Origin of the sequence: Paenibacillus sp. FSL H8-0048 (genome assembly GCF_038002825.1) — a bacterium.
In the GTDB taxonomy this organism is placed as follows: Bacteria; Bacillota; Bacilli; order Paenibacillales; family Paenibacillaceae; genus Paenibacillus_AQ.
Window position 1 is genome coordinate 967,431 of sequence record NZ_JBBODF010000001.1, and the last position, 14,616, is coordinate 982,046.

The following is a 14,616-nucleotide window of genomic DNA, read 5'->3' on the forward strand; positions in this document are numbered from 1 at the left end:
CTGACAGACGGTGTCAGGGAAGATCGGGAGAATGGGAAGAATCTACGTTAGCACTTGGGTGGACGCTCCGCTATTTAAGATAACTCAGCTAGACTCTGCTCTAAGATAAGCACCCGCTTCACTGAAGCTGGGAATCTCCCCGCCGCCGACAGCAGCACAGAGCGCTGCCCCTACAGCCGCTTCCTCAGCGTGTTCACCAAGCTCAAGCGGTAGCCCGAAGGCAGCTTCTGCCTTGGCGCACAGCACCGGATTCGTCCGCAGCGCATTGCCGGAGCCTATAAGGCGGCTGAATGTGCCTGCGCCCTGCTGTTCCAGAACTGCCAGGAAGCCGTGCAGTTCATCTACCATTCCTCGCAGAAAAGCATGGACCAGCCCGCCGGGAGTAAAATTCTCCAGCGTGATTCCTTCCACACTGCCGCGCTTCCCCGGATCTGTCCTTGTCCCCAGGAACTGTGTGTTCACCGTAAGTCCTGTGCTGCCGCTTCCCGGTACCTCTTCACTGAGCAGCCTGGACATCAGGGAATAGATATCTGTCGGCGCTTCTCCAGTGTATGCGGTAATCAGTTGCCGGAAGAATCCCTCCAGCAGAGCATAAGACTTGCCGCCGCTCAGGGCTGCACCGACCATCAGCACCCCACCGCCAGGGAACGGGCGTACTTCCATCGCGGAAGGAGGGTTATCACACTCAGGTACCCAAGCCGAGAGCTGGCTCCCTGTGCCAATGTTCAGCAGCAGAGATTCTCCGGGCTGCGGCACACTCCCCAGGAAGCTGGCCTGATTATCCCCGAGCGCGGTATACACGGGAATGCCTTGTGATGTGCTACCGATTGCCGTACCGGAGGGTACGACCTGCGGCAATAACGAAGGATCGATACCGGCAAGACTAATCTCTGTTCTATCGAAATCCCCTATCCTTGGACTGAAGCCCCCGATTCCCGCTGCCTGCGTTGCATCGATCCGCGGCACATCACAGTTTGCCAGCCTCATCGCAATGTAGTCAGCAATCGTGCAGAAGCTGACTGCATCTTCCGGGACAAGCTGCCTGCAAATATTAAAGTAATGGGTGGCGAGTCCGTAGCCGGGAGCTACAGTGTAACCGGTAAGGTCACTGAACTGCTGCGCATAGGTAGGACTGCCAGTCCCTCCGGTGAGCTGTCCCGCCCGTCCGTCCTGCCAGGTATACAGCGGACCTAGTGCCCTTCCGCTTTTATCCAAATAGACAATCCCATGCATCTGCCCGGTTAAGCCAATGCCCGCTACTTCCGGCTGGTGCGCCAGCAGACGTTCGAGTAAATGTTCTACCTGCTTCACAATCAATTCCGGGTCCTGCAGCCGCTCACATTCCTGATTCAGACTGAAGGGCAGGCTCGCATGCGCTTCCGTAAGGCTATGCAGAATCGTCCGCTTCTCCAGATCGTATAGCAGCCCGGAGATGGATGTAGTTCCGATATCTAGTCCGGCCGTAATCATAGGCTCCATCCTCTTCCCTGTTGTATAGCCATATGTTAAGCCTTCGCGAAGGATAGCGTCAACCAGGCGCATAAAACACTAAGAAGCAAAAGATACTAGAACAGAGAAAGTATAACTATAAACGGAGGTACATAAATGAGACTTCACAACAAAGTGGCAGTAGTTACCGGGGCGGCGTCAGGGATGGGGAAGGCGATTGCCGTCCTTTTTGCAAAGGAAGGGGCTAAGGTTGTCGTGGCGGATATTCATCTGGAGGCTGCAGAGACGGTAGCCGGTGACATCAAAGCTGACGGCGGGGAAGCCATAGCAGTACAAGCGAATGTTGCAGACGAATCTGACATCCAAAATCTGATCGACAGTACTGTCAACACCTATGGCACTGTAGATATTCTGGTGAATAATGCGGGAATCATGGATAATTTTGAACCGGCGGGTGAGATTGAGGATGAGAGCTGGGAGCGGGTGCTCGCCGTTAATACAACTTCGGTGATGCGTGCAACGCGTAAGGTACTGCCTATTTTTCTGGAAAAACAACACGGTGTAATTATTAACGTTGCCTCGGTAGGCGGTCTGTTCGGTGCCCGGGCCGGTGCGGCTTATACAGCCTCGAAGCATGCGGTTATCGGCTTTACCAAGAATACCGGATTCATGTATGCTGCCAAAGGAATCCGTTGCAATGCGATTGCGCCGGGCGGTGTGGAGACCAATATTGGTTCTACCATGACCCATATTAATCCTTTTGGCATGGAACGTACACAGCCTGGCATGGCACTAAATCCACGGATGGGCCAGCCCGCTGAAATCGCACAACTCGCCTTGTTCCTGGCTTCAGAGGAAGCAGGCTTTGTGAATGGAGCAGTCATTACCGCAGACGGCGGGTGGACGGCTTATTAAGCTGAGGGCCTCAAACGAAATGAAGGGCACTATTGCGAAATAGCACCCTCATTTGCAACCTTTGGGCCAGAGCCAGACGACCAAACGCTGCGGCGTGGCCTGTCCAATTGTGATCGGTTTTTCGATTACATTCAGCCTACGCGGCGTGCCCTGTCCAATTGTAATCGTTTTATCGATTACATTCAGCCTACGCGGCGTATCCAGTCCAATTGTAATCGGTTTTTCGATTACAATCAGCTCACGAGTCTTCGGCATCCCCAATATGTTCGGCTTTCTCTTAAAAAAAGGCCATCTCCCCTCTTCGAGTAGATGGCCTTTTACAAATCTCCTTCAGCTCCGAGCATCCTGCACCCTGATATTACTCCCGAACAAGGTGGAATCACTTGTCAGCTTATAGGCCGGATACCCGGCCTCTGCTTCGAGCCGCATCACGTCATCGAACAGCAATTCCTGCTGGCGGTCACACAGGAAGGTGAACGGCTCAGTCTGAAACACAATATCGGTCGGCGAAGGCTCGCTGACTACGCGGATGACCAGCATGCCGTTACAGCCGCAGTCCTCCGTATCATAGAACATTTTGAATTGCCCAGGCTTCCCGGCCAAACTCTGCTCCAGCCGTTCGCGGGTCATGCTATTAAGCTCAATTTGCATCTGCAATTACTCCTCTCAGGACATTCTGCCCGGTATGCTGTATCTGTAGGCGACAAGTATAGTCCCTAATCTCCGCAGACCCGTGTGACAGCAGTCACTATGAATGTGAAAATATGACTCTCAGCGCAGCATGCCAAGTCATCGATAAAATCTCCTTCCTGAATATAACACAGAAACAGGCGCTGCCATAACCCGGCCCGCAGCCTGGAAATGCCAACGCCTGCTCTATTCTGCTTCACCCGATCTGCGAACGTACGGCTTCCTCCAGGCTTAGCAGCTCTGCTCTGACCTGGACCACCTCACCGATAATGATCATGGCCGGATTGCTGATCTTCATCGCAGCGGCGACCTTGCCGATATGGCCAAGCGTGCCGGTCACGATCCGTTCGTGCACCGTTGTTCCGTTCTCAATTAATGCAACCGGAGTCTGCGGATCTTTGCCGTGGGCCAGCAGTTCCTTGCAGATCTCCCCCAGCTTGCTTACACCCATATAAATCACAAGCGTATCTACACTATGGGCCAGTGCATCCCAGCGCAGCGGCGAATCCTGGCTCTGGCAGCGGCTGCCGGTCACGATGGCGAAGGAAGCCGCCACACCGCGATGGGTCAGCGGAATGCCCGCAGAAGCGGCTGCGCCTACTGCCGAGGTGATTCCCGGAATCACCTCATAGGGAATACCGGCTGCGGCTGCGGATAACGCTTCTTCCCCGCCCCTGCCGAACACGAACGGGTCGCCGCCTTTCAGCCGGACTACATGGCTTCCGGCTGCCGCATGGCGGATCATCAGCCGCTCCGTTGCCTCCTGAGGCATCGAATGCAGACCCGGCGCTTTGCCGCAGTAGATGCGCAGGGCATCGCCTCTGGCATAGACCAGCAGCTCCTCATTCACCAGCCGGTCGTACAGAATTACGTCGGCACGTTGAATGCGCCGCAGCGCCTTCAATGTAATCAGCTCGGGATCGCCTGGACCCGCACCAACAATGGATATGCTGCCCTGCTTCATAGGCTTTTCTCCAGGGCAGGTGTGCCCGGGAGCCCCGCTTCTCCGCGTCCCGGAAGCTCCGCTGCCGCAGAAGCACCAGGTCTGCTGCTTTTTTGCGATAAGTAGAATAGAAGGCCTGTGAACAACAGTCCTCCGGCGAAGTTGCCGAGCAGCACCGGAATGCCGTTCCAGATCCACCAGTCCGCTATAGTCACATTCGCTCCAAGCATCATCCCCGCCGGAATGACGAAGAAATTGACAACCGTGTGCTCGAAGCCCTGTCCGAAGAAGGTCAGGATGGGGAGCCACATGGCGAGGATTTTGCCGGAGGTGGATTTCGAGGTCATCGCCATCACTGCACCCAGCGTAACCATCCAGTTACAGAGCATTGCCTTGATGAAGGCCAGCCCCAGTCCCTCTGCCCCCAGACTCTGATAAGCCTTCGTCTTCCCTTCACTTGCCGTAATGAGCGTCTGCACCATGGGGTTCGACAGATCAGTGCCCATCTTCGTAATTGTCAGCCCGTATAATGCGGCATAGACGGCACACCCGATCAAATGCCCGAGAATCACCCAGAAATAGTTCCCCAGCATGCGCCTGACGGTAGTCTTCTTCTCCAGTACAGCCAGCGGAATCAAGGCGAAGCTGCCGGTAACCAGCTCCAGCCCGAGGAGAATAATCATCACGAAGCCTACCGGAAAAAGAATCGCGCCCGCCATAGGGATCTTGGTCTGTGCCGCAGCGGTGAAGGCCAGTGTGGTCGCGCATGCCAGAATGGCACCGCCGAGACTGCCGCGGACAATGAGCTGCATGATGCCCAGTTCTGCTTTGGTTTTTCCCGCTTCAATCATGGAGCCCAGCACTTCGCCTGGTTTGACATAGTCCATTGATGAATCCCCCTTTATACGTGTCCCTGTATGAATGAATCAGATCGTTAAGTACAAGCTGCCTGTGGCGTGATCGACTTCCACCTCATAGGTAGTCACATGTCCCGTATCGGGGGCCTGCACCTCACCCGTATGCAGCTCGATCCGCCAGTCATGGAGCGGGCAGTGCACCTTGGAGCCGCAGACCATGCCCTCCGAGAGCAGCCCGCCCTTGTGCGGACAACGGTTCTCCACCGCCAGCACCTCTCCGCTGCTTAGCCGGAACAAGGCAATCTCGGTATCGCCTACCCGCAATTTACGTGATCCTTTGATATCTACCTCATTCAGGTTGCCGATTAGCAGTTTGGTCATTGTCATTTCGGGTTCCTCCTTAGACCGTCTCGGGTAACGAGATCGCTTCGAAATTCTTGCGCAGCTCCGGCGTATTTACAATCTGCTTCCATGGATCAGTAGTCAGGCTGAGCGTCTTCTGGATTCTCTCCACCAGCGCCGCCCGTTCCTCCGGGGATTCCAGCGCCTGCTTGATGCTGTCCAGACCCACGCGCTCGATCCACTGTGCAGTCCGTTCATTCCATCCGGCTTGCTCGCGGTAATACTGCAGGAACGCACTTGCCCATTCCAGGACCTCATCATCGGTCTTCACCACGCAGAGCAGATCGGTCGCCCGGACATGGACGCCGCCGTTGCCGCCGACATGCAGCTCCCAGCCGCCGTCTATCGCCACCACCCCAAAGTCCTTGATTGTCGCTTCCGCACAGTTGCGCGGACACCCGGATACGGCCAGCTTCACCTTACCCGGAGCATTCAGCCGTTCAAAAGCCTTTTCCAGCCGAATCCCCATCCCCAGCGCATCCTGGGTCCCGAACCGGCAGAAGGTGGAGCCTACGCAGGTCTTTACGGTGCGCAGCGTTTTGCCGTAAGCATGGCCGGAGGGCATATCCAGCTCCTCCCACATCTTCGGCAGATCCTCCTTTTTCACGCCCAGCAAATCCAGGCGCTGCCCGCCGGTGAACTTGACCAGCGGCACATCGTATTTCACCGCCACCTCCGCTATCTTGATCAGCTCTGCGGGAGAAGTGACCCCGCCGTAGATTCTCGGCACTACTGAATACGTCCCGTCCTTCTGGATATTGGCATGGTAGCGCTCATTCGTATATCTGGATTCATTCTCATCCACGTATTCCTCCGGCCAGAGCATACCCAGGTAATAATTCAGCGAAGGGCGGCATTTCGGGCAGCCTTCCTCATTGCTCCAGGACAATACATGCATGACTTCCTTCACCGTGGTCAGCTTCATCCGCTTGATCTCGGCGACAATCTCATCCCGTCCAAGCGTCGTGCAGCCGCAGATTCCCTCCTTGACCGTAACGGCCGCCTCTCCGGCATAGAGCTGGAGCAGTCCCTCTACCAATGGCTTGCAGCCCCCGCAGGAGGCGGATGCTTTGGTGCAGGCCTTGATCTGGCCGACACTGGTGCAGCCGCCGGCGGTAATCGCTTCGGCAATGGTTCCCTTCGTTACACCATTGCACCCGCAGATGATCTCGTCATCCGGCATCCCTTCCAGCCGGTTGCCCTTGGGCGAAGCCAGCGCATCGGCCGGAAGGCCGAGCAGCAGCTCCTTCTCGCGCCCCTTGATATTCTCGCCCTTCTTAATCATTGAGAAGAGCTGCGCGCCGTCATTGGTATCCCCGAACAGCACGGCACCGATTAGCTTATCATCCTGAATGACCAGCTTCTTGTAGATTCCTTCCGTCTCATCCTGGAACCGGAGCGCCTTCGTACCGGGCTGTTCAATATACTGTCCCGCCGAGAAAACATCGACGCCGGACACCTTCAGCTTCGTCGAGGTCACCGAACCGGCGTAGCCCTCTGTGGGAGCGCCTGCCAGTCTTTTGGCCAGCACAGCGCCTTGCTCATACAGCGGGGCTACCAGGCCGTAGGCAATGCCGCGATGCTCTGCACATTCCCCGACGGCGTAAATGCCGGGCAGGCTGGTCTCCATATAATCGTTCACCACGATGCCCCGGTTCACCTCAATCCCGCTGCTGCGGGCAAGCTCCACATTCGGCTTGATGCCGACTGCCATCACAATCAGATCAGCCTCCGCCATCTCGCCGTCTGCGAACAGCAGGCCTTTGACTCTCTTTTTGCCGAGAATGGCTTCCGACTGCTTCTTCAGCAGGAACTTCATGCCCTGAGCTTCGAGCTCTCCCCGCAGCATCCGGGAAGCGGTCTCGTCTAACTGACGCTCCATAATATACTCGTGGATGTGAACCACCGAGACGTCCATCCCCAGGTGCAGCAGCCCTCTGGCCGCTTCAAGTCCGAGAAGACCACCGCCGATGACTATCGCTTTGTTATATTTTTGCGATACGTCCTGCATGATTTGAGTATCCTTGATGTCACGGAAGGCAATAACGCCCTCCTTCTCTGTTCCGGGGATCGGCAGCATAAAGGGATTGGAGCCGGTCGCCAGAATCAGCTCATCATACGCAGCCGTAACTCCTTTATCCGTATTGACTGTACGTGCAGCAGTGTTAATAGAAGTTACTGTGTGTCCTGTGTATAAGGTAATATTGAAGCTGCGGTACCATTCGAGATCATTAATGACGATTTCATCCAGGCTTGCCCCGCCTGCCAGCACGGAAGACAGCATGATGCGGTTATAATTGGGATAAGGCTCTGTGCCAAAAATCGTAATCTCGTACGCCTCCGGCGCCAATTTGAGCAGATGCTCAATGGCTCTGACCCCCGCCATCCCATTGCCGACTAATATCAGTTTTTTACGTTTCACTGTCATCTGTATCTCTCTCCTCTCCAGGTGCACAACAGAAATAGCCCGCTTCACTCCGCCCGGAAAAGATACTTTTCCCGTAAGCGTTATAAGTGAGAGCAGGCGCCATTGCCGCTTCAGCCGAATACATCGTTGTATTCGTGAATTGTTGAATTTGTTAAAACGACTATACTACAGCCGTCTACGATACGTCAATAATTATGACATATAAAATTTAATTAATTTAATTTATCGACAAGAACGTTGATTTTGTGTTATATAATATAACATTAACTATCCTGTAAATTAGATTGTGAGCAATTATACAAGATGTCTCTATTCTTAGGTAAAAGGAGCGTCGTCCCCATGCATTCCCTGCTCGTAATAGAACCTGCTGGAACAGAGAATCCCGCAGAAGCGCGCTCCTCTGAAGGACCTGACCACATCCTAAGCTCTTGCGGCTATGTAGTAGGAAGCGCAGCGTCACCGGAGCAGGCTGCCCCGTTCATCGGCGATGCCGATGCCTTCATCCTCAATCTTCCGGTGACGGATATCAGCCATTGGAGAACCCTGCTGGTGCAGCATAAGCTTGCGCCAGTAATCTGGTGGTGTACCCCGCATACCGCTAACCTCTCCGTCTCTGCCTGCGGCGACGATATTATGGTGGACGGCATTCTATCCCCTGCTATGAAGCCGCCGGAGATTCACTGGACGCTGCATTTCAGTGCCAGGCAATGCTTCGAGCGCAAGCAATGGTTGAAGGAACGGGAGCAGCTGCTCTCCCGGATTGAAGAACGCAAATGGATCGACATGGCCAAGGGCATTCTGTCCAAGGCCAAGAATATCAGTGAATCGGAAGCCTATGACCTGCTGCGCAAGCAGGCAATGAATGAACGCAAACGGATCGTGGATGTAGCAACCTCCATCGTCAAGGTCTACCAGATGCTGCAGGATCAAACTTAAGGAGAACGCCATATGATTAATATTCTGAGGGAAGTTGCCCGCGGCAAACGCGGTGCGAAGGATTTAAGCTACGGGGAAGCTGAATATGCGGCCGAGGCCATACTCACCCGGTCCGCTTCGCCGGTGCAGATTGGCGCGTTCCTGATCGCAGAGCGCATGAAGCTGGAGAGCCTGGAGGAGCTGGAGGCTTTTGTAGCAGTCTGCCGTAAATATGCCTTCCGTGAGCCTGTTCACCAGGGAATTGACTGCGCCGGTCCGTATGACGGCAGGGTACATTCCTTCATTGCAACCTTCCCCACGGCCTTTCTGCTGTCGGCCGCAGGTCTGCCGGTTACCCTGCATGGTTCAGCGGGCTTGCCGCCCAAATGGGGCATTACGCTACAGGATATCATCCAGGCCGGGGGAGTGGATGTAGCCGGACTGAGCCGCAGTGACGCGGTTCATGCCGCCGAAGCCGGCGGGGTGCTGTTTGTGAAGTCGGAGCAGTGGTGCCCGCCGCTGGGTGAGCTTCGCGGACTCCGTGAGGACATTGGGATGCGGACGATTTTTAATACGGCTGAGAAGCTGATCGACTATTCCTGTTCACCGTTTATTGTCTTCGGGATATTCCATAATACGGTATTCGACCGGAGCTCCCGGCTCATTGCGAAGCTCGGCTATCAGCGGGGACTGGTGGTGCAGGGCGTGGAAGGCTCGGAGGACCTGTACATTGACCGGCCGAACCGCGTATACCGGATTCAGGACGGAGCGGCGGAGCTGGATATCATCGACCCCGATTCGCTTGGTTTGGAGGTTCCCGTACCTGTCGAGCAGGAATGGACGGCTCTGCGGCAGCTCCGTACGGCCGAAGAAGTCCTGCAAGGCGGCGGGCATATGGCTTACTACAACCAGACGCTGCTTAACGCCGCCGCCAGACTGCATGCCGCCGGGCGTGTGAACTCGATTGAAGAAGGCGTCTATACCTGCAAGCCTCTGCTGGACAACGGCCAGGCCTGGGAGACGTATCAGCGCTGGCATCGCGCAATGACGGGCAGCAGAGTTGCTCCACTCGGACAGGGATGAGAGTGGGAGATCGGTGTTCCACACACACTAAAAAGCGTGCCATCCGCATTCCTGCGGTGCACGCTCTTGTCCGTTACTGCAAATGCTTCGTCGTTAATCCGTATGCAGCGCCCCCTGCGGCTTGCCGGAACCCTGGCTCCCGGCGGGCTCTTTAGCATCGCTTGTGCCGCCCAGCTTGAAGACCAGGATGCCGCCGACAATGATCAGCACGCCGATTAGCTGGTTTAACGAGAACGGAACCTTCGCCAGGCCCAGCCAGCCCAGTGAATCCCACAGCAAGGCGAAGCCGAGCTGGGCAGTTAGTACAATCGAGATGGCATAAGTTGCGCCAAGGATTCTGGTGGCCTGGACCAGGCAGATCACGACCCCCACGCCGATCATTCCGCTTAACCAGTACCAGGGCTGCATGTGCTGCAGCGTGAACATATTTTTCCCTTCCATAATCAGCCCCATGACGAGGGATGCGGCGAAACCCATACCTAGTACCAGTGTTGTAGTCGACCAAGAGCCTGTGTGTTCATTAACCTTGGCGTTGAAAATATTCTGTAAACTGACCAGCGCGCCCGCGATCAGTGCAAGTACTAATCCTGCTAACATATCTCTTACCCCCTTCGTTTAGAACTTTAGTACAACTACCCCGAGAATCATCATCCCGATGCCGATAAACTGCGGCAGCTTCATCTTTTGCCGGACGACACCGAACCAGCCCCGGATATCAATGATGAACGTCAGGCAGAGCTGCGCAATCAGCAGCGCCGAGATCGTAAGTGTAACCCCTATGTTCTGAATCGCCGTCACCTCACTGAAAATCACGAAGGCGGCCAGACCGCCGCCGCTGATGTATAGCGGATGTACCTTGCGGAAGCCGTGCTTTTTGCCGTCCCGTACCACCAGCGCTATCGCTAACGCCATAATGAATCCGGTAAGCTGGGTAATGGTTGCCGCCTGCCACGTGCCGATATCCTGGCTGATTCTGGCATTGGCTACCCCCTGAAGTGTAATGCAGGCCCCGGCCATAAATGCGAATAGTATTCCTTTCATCTGTCTCTCTCCTCTTTTTGCTTCTCTCTACTTATTAAAAGCCAGTTCGCCGGATTCGGGAAGGACATATGTCCTATTCGGTAAAAGTCTGCTAGCCGCGCCGCCTGCATCGCCCTGCTAAAGAGACAACAAGCCCGTTTCAGGCCGGATTCCGGCTCAAAACGGGCTTTCATAGACTTTTCGGACAAGATGGGTTTACGTCTGACTCTCAGGAGATGAGGCTCATCTCCCGCAGTTTGTCCATGATGATGACACTGACCGCCGATACCCTGTCTATGTCCTTATAGGTTAACCAGGCCAGCTCCTCAATCTCCGAAGCCGGGGCAAGCTCGCCTGTGAAATCTGCGGTCAGGCAGGTCATCCGCACGAGCACGCCTTCCGCTTTGCCATGGGCGGGAGCCTCAAAGCTTCCGAACGCTGCAATCGTCTCCGGCAGGATCTGAACGGACAGCTCCTCCTCAATCTCGCGGATGAGAGTCTCGGCATCACTCTCGCCGGGCTCCCGCTTACCGCCGGGGAAATAATAAGTGTCCTTGCCTGTGGAACGCGCGCCCAGTACCTTGCCGTCCACAACATAGATCCAGGCTACCTTATCTATTACATTACTCATTGTTAGTCTGCACCTTTCCTTCTGCGTCACGCTGAAACGGAACTGCCCGTTTAAGAACAGTGTACCCGTTCCTGCTTGCTGCTTGAATATGCATATGCTGTCCGGCCTCTTCCCAGGGTACAGCATATCCCTCACCTTTAGCGCAAAAAATAGACGCCGAGGAGTAGGCCGGGTCTGCATTTTTATTATAATTCCGCTGCTCCACCACCGCCCCGGTCTGGTGGCAAGGCTCATATCCGGCTACTCTGAGCGACATCGATCCCTTGCCCTGCGTCATCGCCGCCAGTCTCACCCCGTAATTCATGAAGCTTGCCGCCGGAACTATGCCCGTAATTACCGCCTTGGACGGTGAAATATCCGGGGGATTGAAGCGGCCGCCGGCTTGCTGAATATCACTCATAACCTTTCCCACATCGTCCGGATCTATCCGGATCTTCAGGTCGTAGACCGGCTCCAGCAGCAGATTATCTGCCTGCTCCAGCCCCTGTCGCAAGGCGCGGTAAGCTGCTTCCCGGAAATCACCGCCGCTCGTGTGCTTATTATGTGCCTTTCCCGTCAGCAAGGTGATCTTCAGATCCGTCAGCGGGGAACCGGTCAGCAGGCCGTGATGGCCGCTCTCCAGCAGATGCTGCTCAATCTGATGCTGGTAGCCTAATGTGAGATCATCCGGGTGGCAGCGGTTCATGAACGTGATCCCGCTCCCGCGTTCCCCGCCCTCAAGCATGAGATGCACCTCGGCGTAGTGGCCCAGCGGCTCAAAATGCCCGCAACCATAGACTGTACCCGCAATAGTCTCCTTATAGAGAATCTCCGGCGGGCCAAACGAGATTTTAAGCTGGAACCGCTCCGCCGCGATCTGCTCCAGAATCTCAAGCTGTATCCCGCCCATCACATGAATATGCAGCTCCTGGAGATCTTCATCCCAGCTTACATTCAGTGACGGATCTTCCGCGCCAAGCTGTCCGAAGGCATGCATCAGCTCCTTCAGGTGCACGGGCGGCTTGAAGAGCACCTTGGATTTCAAGGTGGGAATCAGTCCGCTGCTCTGCGCGTCCTGAAGTTCGCCTACTCCCGCACCCGGCAGCACGGAGCTTAGGCCGACAACGGCGAACAGCTCCCCGGCGGCAGCCCAGTCAGCAGCGCTATAAGCAGTACCGTTATATTTGCGGATTCCGGTAATCCGTTCGGAGGTTTGTTCCGCTTCTGCGCCATAAGCCAAGCTCTCGCGGTTCTTCAGCACGCCCTGCAGCGCTTTGATGTAGGTGATACGCGTACCTCTGGCATCGTGGCGGATCTTGTAGACCCTCCCGGCAAAAGGCAGCGTATGATCGTACTCCGTGAACGTGAGCGCATCCAGCATCTCCAGAAATTCACTCACCCCGCGGTCCAGCAGCGCAGAGCCGTGCATACATGGGAAAATCTCTCCGCGCTTTACCATAGACCTCAGTGCAATGCGGCAACCGCTGTCTGTCAGCCTGCCTTCAAGATAGGGTTCCAGCAGCGTCTCCTCGCGTTCGGCAAGGAACGATTTCATCTCCTCGGTCCACGCAGCTTCCGGCTGCTCCGGCAACAGCAAGGCATCGCCGCTAAGCAGCTGCCGGATCTCTTCCAGGACCCGCTCAGGGTCACTCCCTGCACGGTCGGTTTTGTTAATGAAGAACAGGGTCGGAATCCGGTGCTGGCGCAGCAGCTGCCAGAGCGTTTCGGTGTGGCTCTCTACTCCCTCCACTGCGCTGAGAATCACCACTGCATAGTCCAGCACCTGCAGACAGCGTTCCATCTCCGGGGAGAAATCGACATGGCCCGGTGTATCCAGCAGGAAATAGCGGGCATCCTTATAGGTGAACTCCGCCTGATCGGCGAAGACGGTGATCCCGCGTGCTTTTTCAATCTCATGGGTATCCAGGAACGTATCCTGATGGTCCACACGCCCCCTGCTGCGGATGGCTTCGGTATGGTAGAGCAGCTGCTCGGCGAAGGTCGTCTTCCCGGCATCTACATGGGCGAGCAGTCCTACAGTTATATTCATATATTGCTGCTACACCTCTCCACGGATATGCGGAACCACCTCTGATTGGTAAAAGGCAGCCAGGCGCTCCATATCCCCTGGACTGAAGGAGGGTACATCCAGTGTGGCCAGATTATCGTTCACCTGAGCCTCATTCTTGAAGCCCGGAATCACACAGCTGACGGCCGGATGGTCCAGAATCCAGCGCATGGAGGCCCGGGCCATATTGCCGCGTCCTTCAGCGATCCAATCCAGCTTCTGCGCCAGCTCTACCCCCTTACCAAAAGGCAGACCGGCAAAAGTCTCGCCCACATTGAACTGCTCCCCGTTCGCATTGAATTTCCGGTGATCATTCTCCTGGAAGGTACTGGACGCCGTGAACTTGCCGGTCAGCAGACCGCTGGCCAGCGGCAGACGCACCAGAATTCCTGCACCCTTAGCCGCAGCCTGCGGCAACAGCTCCTGTGCCGGCTGCTGGCGGAACAGATTGAAAATGATCTGAAGCGCCGAAACACCAGGATGCTCAAGGCAGAGCAAGCCCTCCTCGATGGTCTCAACACTGACGCCGTAGTGACGGATTTTACCCTTGGCCTTCAATTGATCCAGCGCCGCGAACACACTCCCATCACGCAGAATCTCCATCGGCGGACAGTGGATCTGATACAGATCAATCGCTTCCCGCTCCAGACGCCGCAGGCTCTGCTCACAGTATTCGCTGATCCGGCGCGCGGAATAATTCTCCGGGTCATGGATATCTCCGGCGCGGCAGAACTTCGTGGCAATATGGATCTCATCTTGCTTCCCCCGGGTCGCCTTGGCAAGCAGCTCCTCCGCATGACCGCCGCCATAGACGTCTGCCGTATCGAAGAAATTCACGCCCTGCTCCATCGCTGCCTGCAAGCCTCTTAGCCCGTCCTCATCCTTGCTGTTACCCCAGTCCCCGCCAATCGCCCAAGTGCCAAAGCTGACTTCGCTGACAGACAGCCCCGTATTTCCCAGCTCGCGGTATTTCATGCTATGAACCTCCGTTTATGAGTTTGTGTGATTTGTGTGAAGCGTTCTCAACTCTTCTTATTATGAAGGGTTTGACCGGTAAGGTCCAGTTGGCGGCTGGATTTCACTCGAAGCTTGATCGTCACTCCGGTGAGCATTCGGGCAATCCGGCCCTGCACACACCTGCACTTCCTAATTCTCCGCTTGTAGCTTAAGATTCTTCTTCCGTCTCTTTTATTCTTTGATAAAATACCTTTAGGTGGAATAATGTATCTTAATTTA

General features: G+C 55.5%; 15 protein-coding genes. 3 read left to right on the forward strand and 12 right to left on the reverse strand.

What is annotated here, in order from left to right:
- Positions 1-84: 84 nt before the first annotated feature.
- Positions 85-1,470 carry a sedoheptulokinase gene (locus tag NSU18_RS04180; protein WP_341148315.1) on the reverse strand — a complete coding sequence of 462 codons (1,386 nt, stop codon included), beginning with the start codon at positions 1,468-1,470 and terminating at the stop codon, positions 85-87.
- A 135-nt stretch (positions 1,471-1,605) separates the two neighbouring features.
- On the opposite strand from NSU18_RS04180, the gene NSU18_RS04185 reads away from it, so the two are divergent.
- Complete coding sequence (locus NSU18_RS04185; RefSeq protein ID WP_341148316.1) at positions 1,606-2,364, forward strand: SDR family oxidoreductase; 759 nt, start codon at positions 1,606-1,608, stop codon at positions 2,362-2,364.
- Positions 2,365-2,412: 48 nt separating this feature from the next.
- Here the strand turns inward: NSU18_RS04185 and NSU18_RS04190 are convergent, their stop codons facing one another.
- From NSU18_RS04190 to nirB, 6 genes are all read right to left on the reverse strand, one after another.
- Complete coding sequence (locus tag NSU18_RS04190) at positions 2,413-2,619, reverse strand: hypothetical protein (protein WP_341148317.1); 207 nt, start codon at positions 2,617-2,619, stop codon at positions 2,413-2,415.
- Positions 2,620-2,694: 75 nt separating this feature from the next.
- The gene (locus NSU18_RS04195) at positions 2,695-3,015 is read right to left on the reverse strand and encodes an iron-sulfur cluster biosynthesis family protein (RefSeq protein ID WP_341021730.1); all 321 of its coding nucleotides are present in this window, start codon (positions 3,013-3,015) and stop codon (positions 2,695-2,697) included.
- A gap of 235 nt (positions 3,016-3,250) precedes the next feature.
- On the reverse strand, positions 3,251-4,018 hold the full coding sequence (gene cobA / locus NSU18_RS04200; protein WP_341148318.1) for a uroporphyrinogen-III C-methyltransferase: 768 nt from the start codon (positions 4,016-4,018) through the stop codon (positions 3,251-3,253).
- Positions 4,015-4,884, reverse strand: a complete 870-nt coding sequence (locus NSU18_RS04205; RefSeq protein WP_341148319.1) for a formate/nitrite transporter family protein — start codon at positions 4,882-4,884, stop codon at positions 4,015-4,017. The genes cobA and NSU18_RS04205 overlap by 4 nt, the downstream gene beginning before the upstream one ends.
- A gap of 39 nt (positions 4,885-4,923) precedes the next feature.
- A complete protein-coding gene (gene nirD, locus NSU18_RS04210; RefSeq protein WP_076086655.1) occupies positions 4,924-5,235 on the reverse strand; it encodes a nitrite reductase small subunit NirD in 312 nt (103 codons plus the stop codon).
- A 19-nt stretch (positions 5,236-5,254) separates the two neighbouring features.
- Entirely contained in the window at positions 5,255-7,684 is a 2,430-nt protein-coding gene (nirB, locus tag NSU18_RS04215; protein ID WP_341148320.1) for a nitrite reductase large subunit NirB, read from the reverse strand.
- A gap of 339 nt (positions 7,685-8,023) precedes the next feature.
- Here nirB and NSU18_RS04220 point away from each other — a divergent pair, with 339 nt between their 5' ends.
- Both NSU18_RS04220 and NSU18_RS04225 read left to right on the forward strand, forming a co-directional pair.
- Entirely contained in the window at positions 8,024-8,620 is a 597-nt protein-coding gene (locus tag NSU18_RS04220; protein WP_341021722.1) for an ANTAR domain-containing response regulator, read from the forward strand.
- Positions 8,621-8,632: 12 nt separating this feature from the next.
- Positions 8,633-9,682: an anthranilate phosphoribosyltransferase gene (locus NSU18_RS04225; protein ID WP_341148321.1), complete on the forward strand. Its 1,050-nt coding sequence runs from the start codon at positions 8,633-8,635 to the stop codon at positions 9,680-9,682.
- Positions 9,683-9,775: 93 nt separating this feature from the next.
- Here the strand turns inward: NSU18_RS04225 and NSU18_RS04230 are convergent, their stop codons facing one another.
- The 5 genes from NSU18_RS04230 to NSU18_RS04250 form a co-directional block, all read right to left on the reverse strand.
- Entirely contained in the window at positions 9,776-10,279 is a 504-nt protein-coding gene (locus NSU18_RS04230; protein ID WP_341021719.1) for a DMT family transporter, read from the reverse strand.
- Between the two features lie 18 nt (positions 10,280-10,297).
- A complete protein-coding gene (locus NSU18_RS04235; RefSeq protein WP_341021717.1) occupies positions 10,298-10,723 on the reverse strand; it encodes a DMT family transporter in 426 nt (141 codons plus the stop codon).
- 208 nt (positions 10,724-10,931) lie between these two features.
- Positions 10,932-11,333 carry an NUDIX hydrolase gene (locus NSU18_RS04240; protein ID WP_341148322.1) on the reverse strand — a complete coding sequence of 134 codons (402 nt, stop codon included), beginning with the start codon at positions 11,331-11,333 and terminating at the stop codon, positions 10,932-10,934.
- Positions 11,326-13,362 carry a translation factor GTPase family protein gene (locus NSU18_RS04245; protein WP_341148323.1) on the reverse strand — a complete coding sequence of 679 codons (2,037 nt, stop codon included), beginning with the start codon at positions 13,360-13,362 and terminating at the stop codon, positions 11,326-11,328. The genes NSU18_RS04240 and NSU18_RS04245 overlap by 8 nt, the downstream gene beginning before the upstream one ends.
- Positions 13,363-13,371: 9 nt before the next feature.
- Positions 13,372-14,355, reverse strand: a complete 984-nt coding sequence (locus tag NSU18_RS04250; protein ID WP_341148324.1) for an aldo/keto reductase — start codon at positions 14,353-14,355, stop codon at positions 13,372-13,374.
- Positions 14,356-14,616 lie beyond the last annotated feature (261 nt).